Annotated in this window: 16 protein-coding genes and 1 pseudogene; 12 read left to right on the top strand and 5 right to left on the bottom strand. The window is 74.5% G+C overall.

Annotated elements, in window-relative coordinates:
- Nucleotides 1–88 precede the first annotated feature (88 nt).
- The 5 genes and pseudogenes from ACN27A_RS18560 to ACN27A_RS18540 form a co-directional block, all read left to right on the top strand.
- Nucleotides 89–253, top strand: a pseudogene (locus ACN27A_RS18560) (ABC transporter ATP-binding protein); the annotation flags it as partial.
- A 275-nt stretch (nucleotides 254–528) separates the two neighbouring features.
- Nucleotides 529–738, top strand: a complete 210-nt coding sequence (locus tag ACN27A_RS18555; RefSeq protein ID WP_007465625.1) for a helix-turn-helix domain-containing protein — start codon at nucleotides 529–531, stop codon at nucleotides 736–738.
- Between the two features lie 216 nt (nucleotides 739–954).
- Nucleotides 955–1,056, top strand: a complete 102-nt coding sequence (locus ACN27A_RS18550) for a 30S ribosomal protein bS22 (protein ID WP_007465623.1) — start codon at nucleotides 955–957, stop codon at nucleotides 1,054–1,056.
- 120 nt (nucleotides 1,057–1,176) lie between these two features.
- Nucleotides 1,177–2,250, top strand: coding sequence for an NAD-dependent epimerase/dehydratase family protein (locus tag ACN27A_RS18545; protein WP_421455088.1), 1,074 nt, complete (start codon nucleotides 1,177–1,179; stop codon nucleotides 2,248–2,250).
- A 275-nt stretch (nucleotides 2,251–2,525) separates the two neighbouring features.
- Nucleotides 2,526–3,383, top strand: a complete 858-nt coding sequence (locus ACN27A_RS18540; protein WP_421458520.1) for a lysophospholipid acyltransferase family protein — start codon at nucleotides 2,526–2,528, stop codon at nucleotides 3,381–3,383.
- 72 nt (nucleotides 3,384–3,455) lie between these two features.
- On the opposite strand, the gene ACN27A_RS18535 is transcribed toward ACN27A_RS18540, so the two are convergent.
- From ACN27A_RS18535 to ACN27A_RS18525, 3 genes are all read right to left on the bottom strand, one after another.
- Complete coding sequence (locus tag ACN27A_RS18535; protein WP_421455085.1) at nucleotides 3,456–4,331, bottom strand: HAD family hydrolase; 876 nt, start codon at nucleotides 4,329–4,331, stop codon at nucleotides 3,456–3,458.
- A 127-nt stretch (nucleotides 4,332–4,458) separates the two neighbouring features.
- Entirely contained in the window at nucleotides 4,459–5,340 is an 882-nt protein-coding gene (locus tag ACN27A_RS18530; protein ID WP_421455083.1) for a DUF5667 domain-containing protein, read from the bottom strand.
- 290 nt (nucleotides 5,341–5,630) lie between these two features.
- Nucleotides 5,631–6,587, bottom strand: a complete 957-nt coding sequence (locus ACN27A_RS18525; RefSeq protein WP_421455080.1) for an ECF subfamily RNA polymerase sigma factor, BldN family — start codon at nucleotides 6,585–6,587, stop codon at nucleotides 5,631–5,633.
- Nucleotides 6,588–7,142: 555 nt separating this feature from the next.
- On the opposite strand from ACN27A_RS18525, the gene ACN27A_RS18520 reads away from it, so the two are divergent.
- From ACN27A_RS18520 to ACN27A_RS18510, 3 genes are read left to right on the top strand one after another with little or no spacing between them, the layout of a single operon-like run.
- Complete coding sequence (locus ACN27A_RS18520) at nucleotides 7,143–8,876, top strand: AMP-binding protein (RefSeq protein ID WP_421455077.1); 1,734 nt, start codon at nucleotides 7,143–7,145, stop codon at nucleotides 8,874–8,876.
- Nucleotides 8,869–9,120: a glutaredoxin family protein gene (locus tag ACN27A_RS18515; RefSeq protein ID WP_121399981.1), complete on the top strand. Its 252-nt coding sequence runs from the start codon at nucleotides 8,869–8,871 to the stop codon at nucleotides 9,118–9,120. Before ACN27A_RS18520 ends, ACN27A_RS18515 begins: the two co-directional genes overlap by 8 nt.
- A 22-nt stretch (nucleotides 9,121–9,142) precedes the next feature.
- A complete protein-coding gene (locus ACN27A_RS18510; RefSeq protein WP_421455073.1) occupies nucleotides 9,143–9,793 on the top strand; it encodes an HAD family hydrolase in 651 nt (216 codons plus the stop codon).
- Nucleotides 9,794–9,898: 105 nt separating this feature from the next.
- Here ACN27A_RS18510 and ACN27A_RS18505 read toward each other — a convergent pair whose 3' ends face one another.
- Both ACN27A_RS18505 and ACN27A_RS18500 read right to left on the bottom strand, forming a co-directional pair.
- Complete coding sequence (locus tag ACN27A_RS18505; protein ID WP_132230803.1) at nucleotides 9,899–10,552, bottom strand: response regulator transcription factor; 654 nt, start codon at nucleotides 10,550–10,552, stop codon at nucleotides 9,899–9,901.
- 24 nt (nucleotides 10,553–10,576) lie between these two features.
- The gene (locus ACN27A_RS18500; RefSeq protein WP_421455070.1) at nucleotides 10,577–11,878 is read right to left on the bottom strand and encodes a sensor histidine kinase; all 1,302 of its coding nucleotides are present in this window, start codon (nucleotides 11,876–11,878) and stop codon (nucleotides 10,577–10,579) included.
- A gap of 400 nt (nucleotides 11,879–12,278) precedes the next feature.
- On the opposite strand from ACN27A_RS18500, the gene ACN27A_RS18495 reads away from it, so the two are divergent.
- The 4 genes from ACN27A_RS18495 to ACN27A_RS18480 are packed head-to-tail and all read left to right on the top strand — an operon-like array spanning nucleotide 12,279 to nucleotide 17,036.
- Nucleotides 12,279–13,049, top strand: a complete 771-nt coding sequence (locus ACN27A_RS18495) for a redox-sensing transcriptional repressor Rex (RefSeq protein WP_151453397.1) — start codon at nucleotides 12,279–12,281, stop codon at nucleotides 13,047–13,049.
- Nucleotides 13,046–14,467, top strand: coding sequence for a glutamyl-tRNA reductase (locus ACN27A_RS18490; RefSeq protein WP_421455067.1), 1,422 nt, complete (start codon nucleotides 13,046–13,048; stop codon nucleotides 14,465–14,467). Before ACN27A_RS18495 ends, ACN27A_RS18490 begins: the two co-directional genes overlap by 4 nt.
- Nucleotides 14,464–15,459, top strand: coding sequence for a hydroxymethylbilane synthase (gene hemC / locus ACN27A_RS18485; RefSeq protein WP_357579596.1), 996 nt, complete (start codon nucleotides 14,464–14,466; stop codon nucleotides 15,457–15,459). Before ACN27A_RS18490 ends, hemC begins: the two co-directional genes overlap by 4 nt.
- Complete coding sequence (locus tag ACN27A_RS18480) at nucleotides 15,456–17,036, top strand: bifunctional uroporphyrinogen-III C-methyltransferase/uroporphyrinogen-III synthase (RefSeq protein WP_132230808.1); 1,581 nt, start codon at nucleotides 15,456–15,458, stop codon at nucleotides 17,034–17,036. The genes hemC and ACN27A_RS18480 overlap by 4 nt, the downstream gene beginning before the upstream one ends.
- Nucleotides 17,037–17,053: the final 17 nt, after the last annotated feature.

Here is a 17,053-nt window from a genome sequence, read left to right as displayed (position 1 = left end):
CCGTGGTCGGCTGACGGGCCGTGGTGGGCTGACGGGCCGGGCGGCGCCGTGGCCCCCGTCGGCGCCGGTCCGGGCGGTCCCCGACATTCATGATCGACCGCTGTCGGGCCGCGCGGGGCGACCTGACACACTGGTGCCCGCTCCCAGCGCGGAGCCCCGGTCCGCGTCCGGAAGCGGCCCGGGGCACCCGTCCGGTGGCTCCGGTGGCGCCGCCGGAGCCACCGGACGCCTTCCGCGCGGCGGCCCGGCTCCGACCGTCGCGGCGTCCACGTGCGTCGGGCAGCGTCCCGACCGCCCCGGACCCGGACGGCGTGTCCCGGACAGGGACCGATCGGACGCCGGGCGCAACAGGTTCGACAACGAACCGACCGGTCGGGTGGACACCGGCGAGAATCATGATCAGTTGTACGAAGGGATCGCGCCGGTCACAGCCGTCCCGCTACCGTACTGGTAACACGCGCGTCGCCGGTCCGGGCGGGACGAACCCGTCCGGTGGCACGCGCCGGGCATGGGATTGGTCGGTGAGCCATGGCCGGGTCGCAGTCCGACGGACGGCTGTCGGAGGTCAAGTTCCTCACCGTCGCCGAGGTGGCGACGGTGATGCGGGTGTCGAAGATGACGGTCTACCGCCTGGTGCACAGCGGTGAGCTCACCGCGGTCCGGGTCGGCCGGTCGTTCCGGGTGCCCGAACACGCGGTGCACGAATACCTGCGGGGCGCCTTTCAGGAAACCGCCTGACCCTCCCGCGGGCCGTCGTCGGAGCACGACGTAACGGGCATCGACGGGGGCGCGTTGGTCCTGCTGACGCTCTCCGGCTACCCTGGACCCCGACCGTGACCGCAGGTGCGCCCTGCCGCTTACCCCGCTGGCCCGGTCCGTTGTCCGCAAGCGGTCGCCGACGCCACACCGTGGCGTCATCCGGTCGCCCCGCACGTTGCATCGAAAGGCTTTCGTATGGGCTCGGTGGTCAAGAAGCGCCGCAAGCGCATGGCTAAGAAGAAGCACCGCAAGCTGCTGCGCAAGACCCGCGTCCAGCGTCGCCGTCTCGGCAAGTGACCGGGGCCGGGTCCCGACCCGGCTCCCGTCGTCACTTGCCAACTGTCGACCCTCGGAGGCTCAGGTGATCACGCCGCGGATGTCCCGGTTCGATCCCTCCTGCCGGGGAAGGTGCGCGACATGACCCCCGGTGGCACCACAGGTGCCCCGGGGGTCGTCGTCGTCACCGGGGTCAGCCGCTACCTCGGCGCGCACGTCGCGGCCCGGCTCGCGGCCGACCCCCGCATCGAGCGGGTCATCGGCGTGGACCAGCCCGAGCCCGGCGCCGAGTTCTCCGACCTGCTCGACCGGGTCGAGCGCGTCCGCATCGACGCCGGCTCGCTCGGCGGCCTCCTCGCCGACCTCGACGTCGACGCGGTGGTCCACCTCGCGCTGGTGACCTCGCCGGACCCGCAGCACGGCGGCCGCTCGGCGATGAAGGAACAGAACGTCATCGGCACGATGCAGCTCCTCGCCGCCTGCCAGCGCGCCCCCCGCCTGCGCAAGCTCGTGGTCCGCTCCTCGACGGCCGCCTACGGGGCGTCCTTCCGCGACCCGGCCGTGTTCACCGAGGAGACCGAGCCGCGCGAGGTGCCGCGCGGCGGGTTCGGCCGCGACATCCTGGACATCGAGGGGTACGTCCGCGGCTTCCGCCGCCGGCGGCCCGACGTCACCGCGACCGTGCTGCGCTTCGCGCCGTTCATCGGCTCGACCGCCGACACCACCCTCACCCGCTACTTCTCCCGGCCGGTGGTGCCCACCGTGTTCGGGCGGGACCCCCGGTTGCAGTTCCTGCACTTCGACGACGCGCTGGAGGTGCTGCACCGGTCGATCGTCGAGGACCATCCGGGGACGTACAACGTGGCCGGGCCGGGCGTGCTCTCCCTGTCGCAGGCGATCCGGCGGGCCGGCCGGGTGGCCGTGCCGGTGCTGGAGCCCGGCCTCTCCAGCGCCGCCGCGGTCGCCCGCAACCTCGGCTTCGGCCGCTACGGCCTGGACCAGGTCGACCTCTTCGTGCACGGCCGGGTCGTCGACACCAGCCGACTGGAGCGGGAGTACGGCTTCACGCCCCGCTCCACCGCCGCCGCCTTCGACGACTTCATCCGCGCCCACTACGGCGGTGTCGTCGTGAACCGGGACCAGTTGGCCGTCGCGGAGCAGCTCGTGCTGGACGGGATCCGGCAGGTCCGGGCTGCCGTGCGGGAGGGCTCGTGAACGAGCCGGAGGAGCGGCGCGACGGCCGCTACGACGTACCGCTGACCGTGGCCGCGCCGGACGCGGAGCCCGCGCGGGCGAACGGACACCATCGCGGCACGCCCGACGAGCCCGACACGTCCGCCACCGACGAGCCGGCCGCGCACGACGCGCCGGCCACCGCCGACGAGCCCGACCCGGCGGCTACCGACGAGCCGGCCGCCGTCGTGGCGGACCGGGCGCCGGGCGGCACGGGACCGAACGGGGCGGCACCGGCCACCGCCGGTGGGCCGGCGGTGCCGGACCGGCCCGGCGACCACTGGGACCGCAAGGTCGCCAAGGGCCTGGCGTTCCTGCGTCGTCGGCTCTCCGGCGACTACGAGGTCGACGAGTTCGGCTTCGATCCCGAGATCACCGACGCGGTCTTCCACCCGCTGCTGCGGATGCTCTACCGCGACTGGTTCCGCACCGAGGTCACCGGCCTGGAGCACGTGCCCACCGAGGGTGCCGGCCTGGTGGTCGGCAACCACTCGGGCACCGTGGCGCTGGACGCGCTGATCCTCTCGGCGGCGCTGCACGACCAGCACCCGGCCCGCCGCTACCTGCGGCTGCTCGGCGCCGACCTGGTCTTCCGGATGCCGGTGGTCTCCGAGCTGGCCCGCAAGACCGGCGGTACGGTCGCCTGCAACCCGGACGCGGAGCGGCTGCTCGGCAACGGCGAGCTGGTCGGCGTCTTCCCCGAAGGCTTCAAGGGCATCGGCAAGCTCTACTCCGAGCGCTACAAGCTGCAACGCTTCGGCCGGGGCGGCTTCGTCTCGGCGGCGCTGCGCACGGGCACCCCGATCGTGCCGGTCGCCATCGTCGGCGGCGAGGAGACCTATCCGATGCTCGCCGACATCAAGCCCCTGGCGCGGCTGCTCAAGCTGCCCTACTTCCCGGTCACGCCCACGTTCCCCCTGCTGGGACCGCTCGGCATGGTGCCGCTGCCGAGCAAATGGCTGATCGAGTTCTGCCCGCCGATCCCCACCGCGCACCTGACCGACTCCGCCGACGACCCGCTGGTCGTGTTCAACCTCGCGGACCAGGTGCGGGAGACCATCCAGCAGACCCTGCACCAGCTGCTGGAGCGGCGCCCGGACCCGTTCGGCCCCTGACGGATGCGGCCGGCCCGCGTCGCTGAGGGCGCGGGCGGCCGGTGCCGCTGACGGCGCGGCCGGCTGGTGCCGTCAGCCGTCGCGGCGGCGCCGGTGCAGCGCCAGCCCCGCGCCGACAGCCCCGGCGACCAGGCCGGCCGCCGCGGTGGACGGTACGGCGATCTTGACGGCGCGGCGGCCGGTGCGGAAGTCGCGGACGTCCCAACCACGCTGCCGGGCCTCCTTGAACAGGGCTGCGTCCGGGTTCACCGCCACGCCCCGACCCACCATGGAGAGCATCGGCAGGTCGTTGCACGAGTCGCTGTAGGCGGTGCAGCGGCGCAGGTCCAGCCCTTCGACCGCGGCGAGCTGGGTGACCGCCTCCGCCTTGGCAGGGCCGTGCATCAGGTCGCCGACCAGCCGGCCGGTGTACGCGCCGTCGACGATCTCGGCGACCGTGCCGACCGCGCCGGTCAGGCCCAGCCGCGCGGCGATCACCCGGCCGATCTCCACGGGCGCGGCGCTGACCAGCCAGACCCGCTCGCCGGCGTCCAGGTGGCGCTGGGCGAGCTGGCGGGTGCCGGCCCAGATCCGGGGCGCCATCAGCTCGTCGAAGATCTCCTCCGCGAGGCGCTCCACGTCGTCCACCCGCCAGCCCTCGACGAAGGCGAGGGCGGCCTCCTTGGCCTGCGACATGTCGCCGGCGTGCTCGGTGGCGAGCAGCCGGAACCGCAGCTGCTGCCAGGCGAACCGGGCCAGGTCCGCGGTGGTGAAGTAGTCGCGCGCGGCGAGGCCCCGGGCGAACCAGTAGATCGACGCGCCCCGCATCATCGTGTTGTCGACGTCGAAGAAGGCCGCCGCGGTCGGATCGGGTGCCGGGGGAGCGAGGGGCGCGAAGTCGGTTTCCGCCCAGCCGGCGGTGTGGCCGTGGGCGTCAGTGCTGACGGTCACCTTGCGGCTGCGGACCACGCGACCTCCCTCCGCTCGACCGGCGCGACGTGTGCTTCCGCGAGGGTAGCCGGGCGCGCGTGGCGGACGGCCGCCCATGGGGAGAACTGTGGCGTGGACGTCTCGGCCGGATCCGGCCGAGGCCGGGTCAGCGGTCGCCTGGGCAGGTGGCCGGGGCCGGGCCGAGGGCGTCGCTGCCGACGGGTGCGGGCCCGCCGCAGGCGATCGCCTCGCGCAGCGCGTCGGAGCGCTTGCGGGCCGTGTCGAGCAGGGCGAGCGAGCGGCGGGTCCGTTCGCGTTCGGCCCGGCTGGCGTCGTCGAGGAGCCCGCCGACCGCCCGGCGCTGGCCGGTGAGGAAGGAGTTGACCGCGTCCAGCGCCGCCGGGTCCGAGCGCTGCGTCGCGGCGGTGGTCAGCAGGCGTACGCCCTGGCGGGTGTCGGCGTCCATGTCGTCCAGCACCGCGCTGAAGCCGTCCTCGTTGCCGCGCAGCGCGGCCGCCTCGGCGAGCCGGGTGCGGGCGAAGTCCAGGAACAGTTGGCCCCGGCTGACGTCGGAACTGGCCAGCGCGAGCTGGGCGCGTTCGGTGGAGCGCTTCATGCCGTACAGCGCGTCACCGGGGACGGCGTTCTCGCTGGCGGCCGAGATGCCCGAGAGGGCGACGGCGCCGGCCGCGACGCCGACCAGGATGGCGCCCCGGGCGCGGGCCCGGCGGGCGGTCACCGCCGGCAGCAGCCGGTTGCGGCCGGCGTCGGCGGAGCGCCGGGACGACGGCTCGGTGGTGACGGCGGCCGGGGCACCGATGCCCTCGCGTTCGGCCGTGGCCAGGAGCATGGCCCGCAGTCCGGTGCGGAACTCAGGGTCCACCTCCACGGCGGGCGGGGCGGCGGGCAGCCGCTGACCCACCGCGACGAGCATGGCCAACTGGTCGTCGGCCCGGGAACGGACGTGGTGTCGCCGGCCCCCGTTGGCCTCGTCGAGAAGCTGCGCGAAGCGCTCCGCGCGCCGACGGGAGAAGAGGTTGCTGTCCACCGCGGGCACCTCCTCTCGCTGGTCGCGGCCGGTCGGCCGCTGTCTTCGACAGCGACCGGTGACGGCGGGACACCACGGACGAAGGTCGTGGCCGGCCGCGCTGCCGGACCTCGGGGGCCCGGGGGATGCCGGGGCTACCACCGGTCGCACCCGGAGAAACGGTCCGCACCGGACCTGGGTTACGGGGCCGGCGGAGGCGAAATCACGGAAAGTGATCGCTGTCACGGGGTCGCGACGCCAGGGACCTGCGCGTACATCGCATCGATGCACGGCGTTCCTTCTGTCCGGGACTACGGTTGGAAACCGTCCGGCAGCAGCCGGGCCAGCGCTCGTACCGCGCGGTACTGGAGCGCCTTGATCGCGCCTTCGTTCTTGCCCATCGTGCGGGCCGTCTCGGCCACGGAGAAGCCCTGCAGGAAGCGGAGCACGATGCACTCCTGCTGCTCCGGGTTGAGCTGCTTGACGGCGCTGAGCAGGGCCACGTTGGTGATGTGCTCGACGACCGCCGCCTCCGGGCTGCCCTCCGGGCCCCGGTCCTCGCGGTCGGCGTCCAGCACGTCCCCGGTGGTGACCTCCAGCCGGTAGCGGCCGGACTTGAAGTGGTCCGCCACCAGGTTCCGGGCGATGGTGACGAGCCAGGCGCCCAGGTCGCGCCCCTGCCAGGTGAAGCTGCCGATCCGCTTGAGGGCGCGCAGGAAGGTGTCGGAGGTGAGGTCCTCGGCGAGTTGCCGGTTGCCCACCCGGAAGTAGACGAACCGGAACACCGTGTCGACGTACCGGTCGTAGATCAGCCCGAACGCCTCGGACTCGCCGGCCTGGGCCCGCTCGACCAGCCCCCAGACCTCGGTCGCGGGGTCGGACGGGTCGGGCCGGCTGGGAAAGCCCGTCGAGGTGTTGACCGGCGTGGCGGCGGCCGGCACCGCCGGGAGCACCGCCGTCTCCGCGCCCGACTCGTCGGGCGCCTTGGCCGGTTCCGTGGTGCGGCGACCCTGCGCCGGCATGGTGGGCCGGGGGACGGCGACCCGGCCGCCGGCCGACTTGGCGTTGCCGCCCGGTGTCGCGGAGCGGGGCGGCGGTTCGTTCTGGTGTGGCCGGCTGCGGGTCCGGCTCGACGTGCCCTCCCCCCGGACGGCGAGGCTGCCCGTGTCGTCGAGCGGACCACGGGCGGCGGGCCGTTCGTTGAGCTGGCCGCGGATCACCGGGTTGGTCAGGCCGGCCGGCCGTTCCGCGTATCCGAAGGTGGTCACCGCGCCGCCTCCGTCCCGCCGGCCGACCACGCCGGTCGGCGCGTCGCCGTCGTGGCCCGGCCGGCTGGGCCGGGCAGGGCTGGCTCGGGGTGTGCCGACGGGCGGCAGATCCCCTTGAGGTGCTGGTCCAATGCGCTCACAGGCACGGGGGCCTCCTCGGGCTGAGGGGTGTCGACTCACGGCAAATGGGGTGAGCCGACCCGAGTGATGATAGGGCCAACGTCACCCACGCGTGGCAAGTCCGTTACACAGGGCGGAAGTATTTCCCGCCGCGCCGCACACCTGGCGGACCGGTTGTCCGTCGTGTGCGGTTGACTTTCGGATTACCTCGTGGTTACGAAAGAAATTCCAGGTCAGCGGGCGGGTCCCGGGGCGTGGGTGGCACGGTGGCGCGGGTGTCGATCCAGGACCGCCCGGGACGTCCGGCGGGTCCCGGCGTGTCCTGTGGACGGGACCGGTCGCGTCCCGCCCGCGCCCACCGGTCGTCCCGTCGGCGGGACTTGTCCGGGCCGCCGTTGCCGCCGACCGGGGTGTCCCCTTCGGCCTCCGGCGGGCATGGCCCACAGGCCCCGCGCTGTGCCAGACTCAGCCACCGTGCAGGACGCAACCGACAGCTCCGCCTCGACCCTCGTCGAGCGGCTCCACCGGGCGGCCGTCGCCCACGGCGACCGACCCGCGCTGCACTGGCGCGGGCGGACCGTCACCTGGTCCGAACTGGACGCGTCGGTGACGGCCACCGCCCACGCCCTGGCGGCCCTGGCCGGGGCGCGACCCGCCGGGCCCGGCCCGACGCCGGGCTCCGCGGACCCGCACCCGCCCCGGATCGCCGTCGCGCTCGGCAACTCGCCGGACTTCGTGGTGAGCTGCCTGGCCGCGCTGCGCGCCGGGCTGGTCGCGGTGCCGGTCAACCCCGGCCTCACCGCCCCCGAGCTGCGGCACGTGCTGGCCGACTCCGGCGCCTCGGTGCTGATCGGCACCGAGCGGGTACGCGACCTGGTCGCCGACGCCGCCGGGGATCTGCCCGCGCTCGCCGCCGTGCACACCGCGCCGCCGGTGGCCGACGCCGGTCAGCCGTTCCCCGACCGGGGCGGCGACGACCTGGCGCTGCTGCTCTACACCTCCGGCACCGAGGGGCGGCCCAAGGGCGCGATGCTGACGCACCGGGCGCTGGCGGCCAACCACGAGCAGGTCGGCCGCATCGACCCGCCCGTCGTCGGCCCGGACGACACCGTGCTGCTGGCGCTGCCGCTGTTCCACGCGTACGGGCTGAACGCGGGGCTCGGCGCGGTCGTCCACCATGGCGCTACCGGGGTGCTCGTCGACGACCTCGGCGCCGACGCGGGGCTGGCCGTGATCGCCCGGCACCGGGTCACCGTGCTGGTCGGCGTACCGTCGATGGTGGCCGCCTGGTCCACGGCGGACGCCGCCGCCCTCGCCGCGGCGATGGCGTCGGTCCGGGCCGTGGTCTGCGGCGCGGCGCCGCTGGAGCCGGCCGTCGCGGCGCGCTTCGCCGAGGTCGCCGGCCGCCCGGTGCACGTCGGGTACGGCCTCACCGAGACCGCGCCGGTGCTCACCTCCACCCTGGTCGGCGGGGAGCCCAAGCCCGGCTCGATCGGCCGGCCGCTGCCCGGCGTCGAGTTGCGGCTGGTCGGGACGGACGGGGCCGACCTGTGGCGCGACGGGGTGGCCGAGCCGGAGGACGACGCCGACGAGCTGGACCTCTCCGACGTCACGCCCGGCACCGACCCGGGCCAGGTCGTGGTGCGCGGGGCGAACGTCTTCGCCGGCTACTGGCCGGACGGCCGGGGCGGCCCGGACGCCGACGGCTGGTGGCCCACCGGCGACGTGGCGTACGCCGACTCCGACGGCGACCTCTTCCTGGTCGACCGGATCGGCGAGCTGATCGGAGTCAACGGGTTCAACGTGTACCCGCACGAGGTCGAGCTGGTGCTCTCCGCGCACCCGGGGGTGGCCGAGTCGGCGGTACTGGGTGTGCCGCACCCGCGGACCGGCGAGACTGTCCGGGCGTACGTGGTGCCGGCGCCGGGGCGTCCGGTGACCGGTGAGGAGCTGCTCGCCCACTGCGCCCGCAACCTGGCCCGGTTCAAGTGCCCGACCGCCGTCGAGTTCGTCGACGAGTTGCCGCACTCGGTGATCGGCAAGGTGCGCAAGACCCTGCTCCGGACGGCGTCGTCCCCGGCGTCCCCGGTGCCGTCCCCGGCGGCGTCGCCGGAGACCCGCCCGCCGGCCCCGGCCGGCGCCAGCACGACGGAGGAGACCGATGCGTGAGCCCCGACTCACCCTGATCACCCGCCCCGGCTGCCACCTCTGCGACGAGGCGAAGCTGGCGCTGGACCGGGTGGTGGCGGTCACCGGGGACCGGTGGACCGAGAAGGACGTCACCGACGACATCGAGCTGGAACGCGAGTACGGCGACCGGCTGCCCGTGGTGCTGCTCGACGGCAAGGAGCACGGCTACTGGCGGGTGGAGGAGGAGCGGCTGCTGCGGGACCTGACCACGCCGCAGCTGTAGTGCCGGGCGCTATGGTGCTGCCATGACGCCTGCGCGCAACCACCTGGTGTGGGACTGGAACGGCACCCTGCTCAACGACCTGAGCCTGGTGGTCGCCTGCACCAACGCCGCCTTCGCCAGCGTCGGCGGGCCCGCCGTGACCGCCGACGAGCACCGGGTGCGGTTCCGCCGCCCGATCGCCGACTACTACGCCGAGGTGCTCGGCCGGGCGGTCGACGAGGAGGCGTTCGGCCGGCTGGACCGGATCTTCCACGACGCGTACCGCACCGGGCTGACGACCTGCGAGCTGGCGCACGACGCAGGCGTCGCGATGGCGGCCTGGCCCGGCAGCCAGTCCTTGCTGTCCATGTGGTTCCACGAGGAGCTGGTGCCGACCGTGCACACGTACGGGCTCACCGGGCACTTCGTCCGGGTGGACGGGCTGCGGGCGACCGTCGGCGGCGACCGCAAGGCCGAGTCGCTCCGGCGGCACCTGTCGGAGCTGGGCGTGGACGGCCGGGACGTGGTGCTGATCGGGGACTCCGTCGACGACGCCGACGCCGCCGTGTCGGTGGGGGGCCGCGCCGTCCTCTACACCGGCGGGTTCACCGACGCGGCACGGCTGCGCGCCTCCGGCCACCCGGTCGCCGACACCCTCAGCGAGGCGGTCGGCCTGGCGGCCACGCTGCCCTGACCGGTCCCGGCCTCGTCCGGGCCCTGACCGGTTCCGGCCTCCGTCCGGGCCCCGGCGGCAGGCCGGCGGCCGGGCCGCGCGCTGGTGGCAGGGCCGGGCGGCGGGTCAGTTGCGCAGGTAGGCCAGCACGGCCAGGACCCGGCGGTGCTGCTCCGTGTCGGGCGGGAGCTGGAGCTTGGTGAAGATGTTCCGGACGTGCTTCTCGACGGCGCCGTCGGTGACCACCAGGGTCTTCGCGATCGCCGTGTTGGAGCGACCCTCGGCCATCAGCGCGAGCACCTCGCGTTCGCGCGGGGTGAGCTCGCGCAGCGGGTCGTCGCGCCGACGCCGGGCGAAGAGCTGGCCGACCACCTCGGGGTCGAGCACCGTCCCGCCGGCGGCCACCCGGTCCAGCGCGTCGAGGAACTCGTCGATCGCGGCGACCCGGTCCTTGAGCAGGTAGCCGATCCCGCCTCCGCCGCCGCCGGTGGTGGCGAGCAGGTCGTCGGCGTACGACACCTCGACGTACTGGGAGAGGACCAGGATCGGGGTGCGGGGCACCAGCCGGCGGGCCTCCACCGCCGCGCGCAGCCCCTCGTCGGTGTGCGACGGCGGCATCCGGACGTCGACGATCGACACGTCCGGCCGGTGGGCCACCACCGCCGTTACCAGCGCGTCGCCGTCGGCCACGGCGGCCACCACCTCGTGCCCGCGCTCGGTGAGCAGCCGTACCAGCCCCTCCCGGAGCAGCACCGCGTCGTCCGCGATCACGATCCGCATGCCCTGTTGTCTACCACGTACGGCTCACAGCGGGAGTTCCGCGCGGATCTTGGTGGGCCCGCCGGCCGGGCTGACCACGGAGAGCCGGCCCCCGGCGGCGCGTACCCGGTCGGCGATGCCGACCAGCCCGTGCCCCTTGGCCAGGTGGGCGCCGCCCTGCCCGTCGTCGTCGACGTCGACCTCCAGCCGCCCGTCGTGCCGGGCCACGGTGACCTGGCACTCGGTCGCCCGGCTGTGCTTGGCGACGTTTGTCAGCGCCTCGGACACCACGAAGTAGGCGGTGCTCTCGACCGCCGGGTCGAGCCGGCCGGCCGGGCTGCCCAGCTCCGGGTCCACCCGCAGCTCGATCGGGATCAGGCCGCGCCCGGCCAGTGCCGCCAGGGCGCTGGGCAGTCCCCGGTCGACCAGGATCGGCGGCGCGATGCCCCGGGACAGGGCGCGCAGCTCGGCGAGCGTCTCCCGGGTCTGGGTGACCGCCTCGTCCAGGGTGCGCCCGGCGGCCAGCGGGTCGGTGGCGAGTTGCTGGCGGGCCCGGCTGAGGTCCATCGCGAGCCGGACGAGGCGCTGCTGCGGGCCGTCGTGGATGTCCCGCTCCAGTCGGCGCAGCGCGCTCGCCTCGGCGGAGACGGCGGCCCGCTTCTGTTCCTCCAGCACGGTGATCCGGTTGCGCATCTCGGCCACGCCGGTGAGCAGGGCCCGGCCGAAGCCGGCCTGCAGCAGCGCGCAGCCCCGGGCCACGATCGGCAGGGTGATCAGGAAGAACAGCCCGATCGCGGTGTGCAGCCCGATCCGGACGACTGTCGAGTTGCCGAGGCCGAGGAGCTGGGGGAGGCCGACGTCCTCCGGGTCGCCGTGCGGCAGCGTCCAGTCGTACGCCCAGTAGAGGGTGCCGGCGACGGCGCCGGCCCACCAGACCAGCGTCACCACGAAGGTGACGATGGCCACGATCAGCTTGAGGATGCCGTGCGCCAGGTCGAGCCAGGACTGCGCGTCCCCCATCGGTACGAAGATCCGCCGCCAGGCGCTCGCGCCGGGCTCCGGGAGCCGGTACTGGGGGCGGATCCGGGCCTGGTGGAGCACGGTGGGCAGGCGGAGGCGCTCGATGTCGGCGAGGCCCCGGGCGGCGTAGAGGGTGCCGCTGAGGATCGGCAGGCCGATCACCGTCACGACCAGCCCCAGCCCGGCAGCCAGGCCGACCAGCAGGACGACGAAGCTGGCCAGGGCCAACGGGAGGCCCAGCAGCACGTAGCCGGAGTCCAGCAGGAGCTGTCGGGAGATGGTCGGCGCCGGCACGGGCTGATCGGCGGCGACGGGTACGGCGGTCATGTCACGAGGCTAGGCAGCGCGGGGTCGCCGACCCATCCCGTCGGCCCGCCTCTGCGGCGTAGGGCTGGCCCTACCGTGACCGGATCGTGGGCGAGCCGTGGGCCGCGCGATTGGTCAGAGAAGTCGTAATTGAGCAATAATCGGCGCTGCCGGCACCATCGCCACCACCCGTAGGTCGGGCGGTGGCCGGCGGCGGCCACTGGATCGATCTTGCGGAATGGAGGGGCTGGTGGAGCCGCGTCGCGAGCTGTCAAGATCGCGATTTGTGCACGCGTTCACAAGCGCCTACTCTGTAGTTCCGACGCGCCCTGCTAGCACAGCCGGCAATCTCGGTCGCCAGCGGGGATCCCGAAACGGCCGGCCGCCCGAGTTGGCCGAGGATCGCACCGCACGGAGTCTCATGAGTCAGCACCGTCACCCTGGCGCGCCCGGCCGCGCCGGTGCCGTACCGGCGCTCCCGGATCTGCCGGAGGCGACCGTCGCGCGGCTCCCGGAATACCTCCGTGCCCTGCACAACCTCGCCGAAACCGGCCACGAGACCGTGTCCAGCGAGGGGCTCGCCAGCGCCGCCGGCGTGAACTCCGCGAAGCTCCGCAAGGACCTCTCGCACCTCGGCTCGTACGGCACCCGTGGCGTCGGCTACGACGTGGCGCTGCTGGTCGACCAGATCGAGTACGTGCTCGGGCTCACCCAGCGGCGGGCCGTCGCCCTGGTCGGCGTGGGTAATCTCGGTCACGCCCTTGCCGGCTACGACGGCTTCGCCAGCCGCGGCTTCCGGATCGCCGCCCTCTTCGACGCCGACCCCGCCCGGGTCGGCGAGGAGATCAGCGGGCTGGTCGTCCGGCACATCGACGAGCTGCCCCGGGTCGCCGTCGAGGAGGCCATCGCCATCGGCGTGATCGCCACCCCGGCCCCGGCCGCCCAGGCGGTGGCGGACCAGCTCGTGGCCGTCGGTGTGACGAGCATCCTGAACTTCGCCCCGTGCGTACTCTCGGTTCCGGAGGGGGTCGACGTGCGCAAGGTCGACCTCGCGATCGAGCTGCAGATCCTGTCCTTCCACGAGCACCGCAAGGCATCGCTGACCGCGCTGCCCGCCACCGGTGGGTCCGCCCTGACCGCCCTGCCCGGGGGGCTCGCCGTCACCGACCCGCAGGAGGCGATCGGCACGTGAAACTGCTCGTCGTCGGCGCGTCCTACCGCACCGCTCCCGTCGCCACGCTGGAGCAGCTCGCGGTCGGCCCCGCGGACCTCACCCGCACCCTGGACCGCCTGGTCGCCCAGCCGTACGTGACCGAGGCCGTGATCGTCTCCACCTGCAACCGGGTGGAGGTCTACGCCGCCGTGTCCGGCTTCCACGGCGGCCTCGGCGACATCTGCGCAGTGCTGGCCGACCAGGCCGGCTGCCAGCCCGCCGCGCTCGCCAACCACCTCTACGTGCACTTCGACGCCGCCGCCGTGGACCACGTCTTCCGGGTCGCCGCCGGGCTCGACTCGATGGTCGTCGGCGAGGCGCAGATCCTCGGCCAGCTCCGGGACGCCTACCATTCCGCGACCGGTGCCGACACCGCCGGGCGGCTGCTGCACGAGCTGATGCAGCAGGCGCTGCGGGTCGGCAAGCGGGCGCACGCGGAGACCGGGATCGACCGGGCCGGCCAGAGCGTGGTGACCGCCGCGCTGGAGCTGGCCGCCGGGCACCTCGACGGCGACCTCGCCGGCCGTCCCGCGCTGGTGGTCGGCGCGGGCGCGATGGGGTCGCTGGGCGTCGCCACGCTGTCCCGGCTGGGCGCCGGGCCGCTCACGGTCACCAACCGGGGCGCCGACCGGGCCGTCCGGCTGGCCGAGGCGTACGGGGCCAGCGCGACGCCGATGGCGGAGCTGACCACCGTGCTCTCCACAGTGGACATCGTAGTGGCCGCCACCGCGGCCACCGAAGCGGTCCTCACCCGTGACGTGGTGACGCGGGCGCTCGCCGGGCGCGACCCCGGCCGGGGGCCGCTCGTCCTGCTCGACCTGGCCGTGCCGCGCGACGTGGAGGCCGGCGTCGCCGAGCTGCCCGGCGTGGAGGTCATCGACATCGACCGGATGGCGACGCTGCTCGCCGACGGGCCCGCCGCTGTCGACGCCGCCGCCGTCGAGCGGATCGTGGCCGGCGAGGTCGACGCCTTCCTGACCTGGCTGCGCGGCGCCGACGTGGCGCCCACGGTGGCCGCCCTGCGTGGCCGCGCCGACGACGTGGTCGGCGCCGAGCTGCGCCGGCTCGCCCAGCGCCGCCCGGACCTCACCGACGACCAGCGCGCCGAGGTGGCCCGGACTGTGCACCGGGTGGTGCAGCGGCTGCTGCACCAGCCGACCGTGCGGGTGCGCCAGTTGGCGGCCGAACCCGGCGGCGACCAGTACGCGGCCCTGCTGCGCGAGCTGTTCGACCTCAAGGTGCCGCAGACGTCCCCGGTCGACAACGTCCCCGACATCGTGGCCGGCGACGCCGCGCCGCCGTTCGGCCTCGCCGACGTTCCGCCACCCGTCGGCCCCGCCGACAATCCGCCGTCGACGGGTTCCGCCGACGCCCCGCCCCTCGGAGGTGAGCGATGAGCACGCCCCTGCGCCTCGGTACCCGGGGCAGCAAACTGGCGATGGCCCAGTCCGGCCACGTCGCGGAGGCCCTGACCGCCGCCACCGGCCGGCCCGTCGAGCTGGTCGAGGTGGTCACCGCCGGCGACCGCTCGTCCGCGCCGGTGCACCGGCTCGGCGTCGGCGTCTTCGTCTCCGCCCTGCGGGACGCCCTGACCGCCGGCACCATCGACTTCGCGGTGCACTCCTACAAGGACCTGCCCACCGCGGCGGCGGCCGGGCTGCACATCGCGGCGGTGCCGATGCGGCAGGACCCGCGGGACGCGCTCGTCGCCCGGGACGGCCGGACGCTCGCCGAGCTGCCCTCCGGCGCGACCGTGGGCACCGGAGCGCTGCGCCGCATCGCACAGCTGCACGCCCTCGGGATGCAGCTGGAGGTCACCCCGATCCGCGGCAACGTCGACAGCCGCCTCGCGCGGGTGCTCGGCCCGGAGGCCGACCTCGACGCGGTCGTCCTGGCCCGGGCCGGGTTGGCCCGGCTCGGGCGTACCGACGTGATCACCGAGACGCTCGACCCGATGCTGATGCTGCCCGCGCCCGCCCAGGGCGCGCTGGCGGTGGAGTGCCGGGCCGACGACACGGACCTGGTCGAGCTGCTCGCCGTGCTCGACCACGCACCGTCCCACGCCGCGGTCACCGCGGAACGGGCGCTGCTGGCCACCCTGGAGGCCGGATGCTCCGCCCCGGTCGCCGCCTACGCCGTCGTCGCCGAAGGCGAGCCAACCGGCTCGGGCGTCGAGGGTGACTTCGTCCAGGAGATCTATCTGCGCGGGGCGGTGATCAGTCCGGACGGTACGAGAGACCTCCGGCTGTCCCGCACCGGAACGCTCGCCGACGCGGCGGAGATCGGCAAGGCACTCGCCGCCGAACTCCTCGACCTCGGCGCCGACTCGATCCTCGGCCACGATGGACACGCCGGCCCGGGGACCCAGCAATTTGGGAGCACAGAATGACCCGCACCCGTAAGCCCGTAGGCCGCATCGCCTTCGTCGGGGCCGGTCCCGGCGACCCGGGCCTGCTGACCCGCCGGGCGCACGACGCTCTGGTCGACGCCGACCAGGTGGTGTACGACCGGGGAGTCCCCGAGTCGCTGCTCGACGCCGTCCGCGCCCAGGCCAGGGAGGACGCCCAGTTCACCCCGGCGGAGGGCGCGCCGGGTGACGTGGCGAAGGTGCTGATCTCGGCGGCCCGTTCCGGGCTGAACGCGGTGCACCTGGTCGCCGGCGACCCGTTCGGCCACGAGTCGGTCGTCAAGGAGGTGCAGGCGGTCGCACGGACCGCCGCACACTTCGAGGTGGTTCCCGGGGTCGGCCAGGCCGAGGGGGTGGCGACCTACGCGGGCGTGCCGCTGCCGGGCGTACGGACGGCGGCCGACGTCGAGGACGTCAGCACGCTGGACTTCGACGCGCTGGCCGCAGCCGTCGGCCGGGGCTCGCTGGCCCTTGCCGTGGACGCCGGTGACCTCGCCGCGATCCGCGACGGGCTGCTCGCGGCCGGGGTGGAGGGCACCACCGGCGTCGGGGTGACCGGCGACGGCACCGGCGAGACGCAGTACACCACCACGTCGACCGTGGACTCCTTCGTCGCGGCGGCGCTCGGCTTCACCGGCCGGGTGGTCCTCACCGTCGGCGAGGGCGTGGGCCAGCGGGACAAGCTGAGCTGGTGGGAGAACCGGCCGCTGTACGGCTGGAAGGTCCTCGTGCCCCGCACCAAGGAGCAGGCCGGCGTGATGAGCGCCCGGCTGCGCGCGTACGGGGCCATCCCCTGCGAGGTGCCGACGATCGCGGTCGAGCCGCCGCGCACCCCGGCCCAGATGGAGCGGGCGGTCAAGGGCCTGGTCGACGGCCGGTACGCCTGGGTGATCTTCACCTCCGTCAACGCGGTCCGCGCGGTCTGGGAGAAGTTCGCCGAGCACGGCCTCGACGCCCGGCACTTCGGCGGCGTCAAGATCGCCTGTATCGGTGAGGCGACCGCCGACGCCGTCCGCGCGTTCGGCATCCAGCCCGAGCTGATCCCGTCGGGGGAGCAGTCCTCCGAGGGCCTGCTGGCCGAGTTCTCGCCGCACGACGAGATTCTCGACCCGGTCGGTCGGGTGCTGCTGCCGCGCGCCGACATCGCCACCGAGACCCTCGCCGCCGGGCTCACCGAGCGCGGCTGGGAGGTCGACGACGTGACCGCCTACCGGACGGTCCGGGCCGCCCCGCCGCCCGCCGAGATCCGGGACGCGATCAAGTCGGGTGGCTTCGACGCGGTGCTCTTCACGTCCAGCTCGACGGTGCGCAATCTGGTGGGTATCGCGGGGAAGCCGCACGCCCGTACCGTCGTTGCAGTGATCGGGCCCAAGACGGCGGAGACCGCGACGGAGTTCGGCCTGCGGGTCGACGTCCAGCCGCCGCACGCCTCGGTCCCCGATCTGGTGGAGGCGCTCGCCGCCTACGCCGTCGAGCTGCGCGAGAAGCTCGCCGCCATGCCGGCGAAGCAGCGCCGTGGCTCGAAGGTGCAGGGGCCGACCGCCCTGAGGTTCCGGTAGTCGTAGCAGGAGGTCCG

The organism is Micromonospora sp. WMMD737, assembly GCF_049179055.1.
In the GTDB taxonomy this organism is placed as follows: Bacteria; Actinomycetota; Actinomycetes; order Mycobacteriales; family Micromonosporaceae; genus Micromonospora; species Micromonospora reichwaldensis.
Note: the sequence above shows the minus strand (reverse complement) of the source record. Positions and strands in the feature narration are given on the sequence as shown.

Coding starts and splice junctions, on each gene's coding strand:
- ACN27A_RS18555 (WP_007465625.1), top strand. CDS start 529: ATGGCCGGGTCGCAGTCCGACGGACGGCTGTCGGAGGTCAAGTTCCTC.
- ACN27A_RS18495 (WP_151453397.1), top strand. CDS start 12,279: ATGAGTCAGCACCGTCACCCTGGCGCGCCCGGCCGCGCCGGTGCCGTA.
- ACN27A_RS18480 (WP_132230808.1), top strand. CDS start 15,456: ATGACCCGCACCCGTAAGCCCGTAGGCCGCATCGCCTTCGTCGGGGCC.
- hemC (WP_357579596.1), top strand. CDS start 14,464: ATGAGCACGCCCCTGCGCCTCGGTACCCGGGGCAGCAAACTGGCGATG.
- ACN27A_RS18510 (WP_421455073.1), top strand. CDS start 9,143: ATGACGCCTGCGCGCAACCACCTGGTGTGGGACTGGAACGGCACCCTG.
- ACN27A_RS18550 (WP_007465623.1), top strand. CDS start 955: ATGGGCTCGGTGGTCAAGAAGCGCCGCAAGCGCATGGCTAAGAAGAAG.
- ACN27A_RS18500 (WP_421455070.1), bottom strand. CDS start 11,878: ATGACCGCCGTACCCGTCGCCGCCGATCAGCCCGTGCCGGCGCCGACC.
- ACN27A_RS18520 (WP_421455077.1), top strand. CDS start 7,143: ATGGCCCACAGGCCCCGCGCTGTGCCAGACTCAGCCACCGTGCAGGAC.
- ACN27A_RS18505 (WP_132230803.1), bottom strand. CDS start 10,552: ATGCGGATCGTGATCGCGGACGACGCGGTGCTGCTCCGGGAGGGGCTG.
- ACN27A_RS18515 (WP_121399981.1), top strand. CDS start 8,869: ATGCGTGAGCCCCGACTCACCCTGATCACCCGCCCCGGCTGCCACCTC.
- ACN27A_RS18545 (WP_421455088.1), top strand. CDS start 1,177: ATGACCCCCGGTGGCACCACAGGTGCCCCGGGGGTCGTCGTCGTCACC.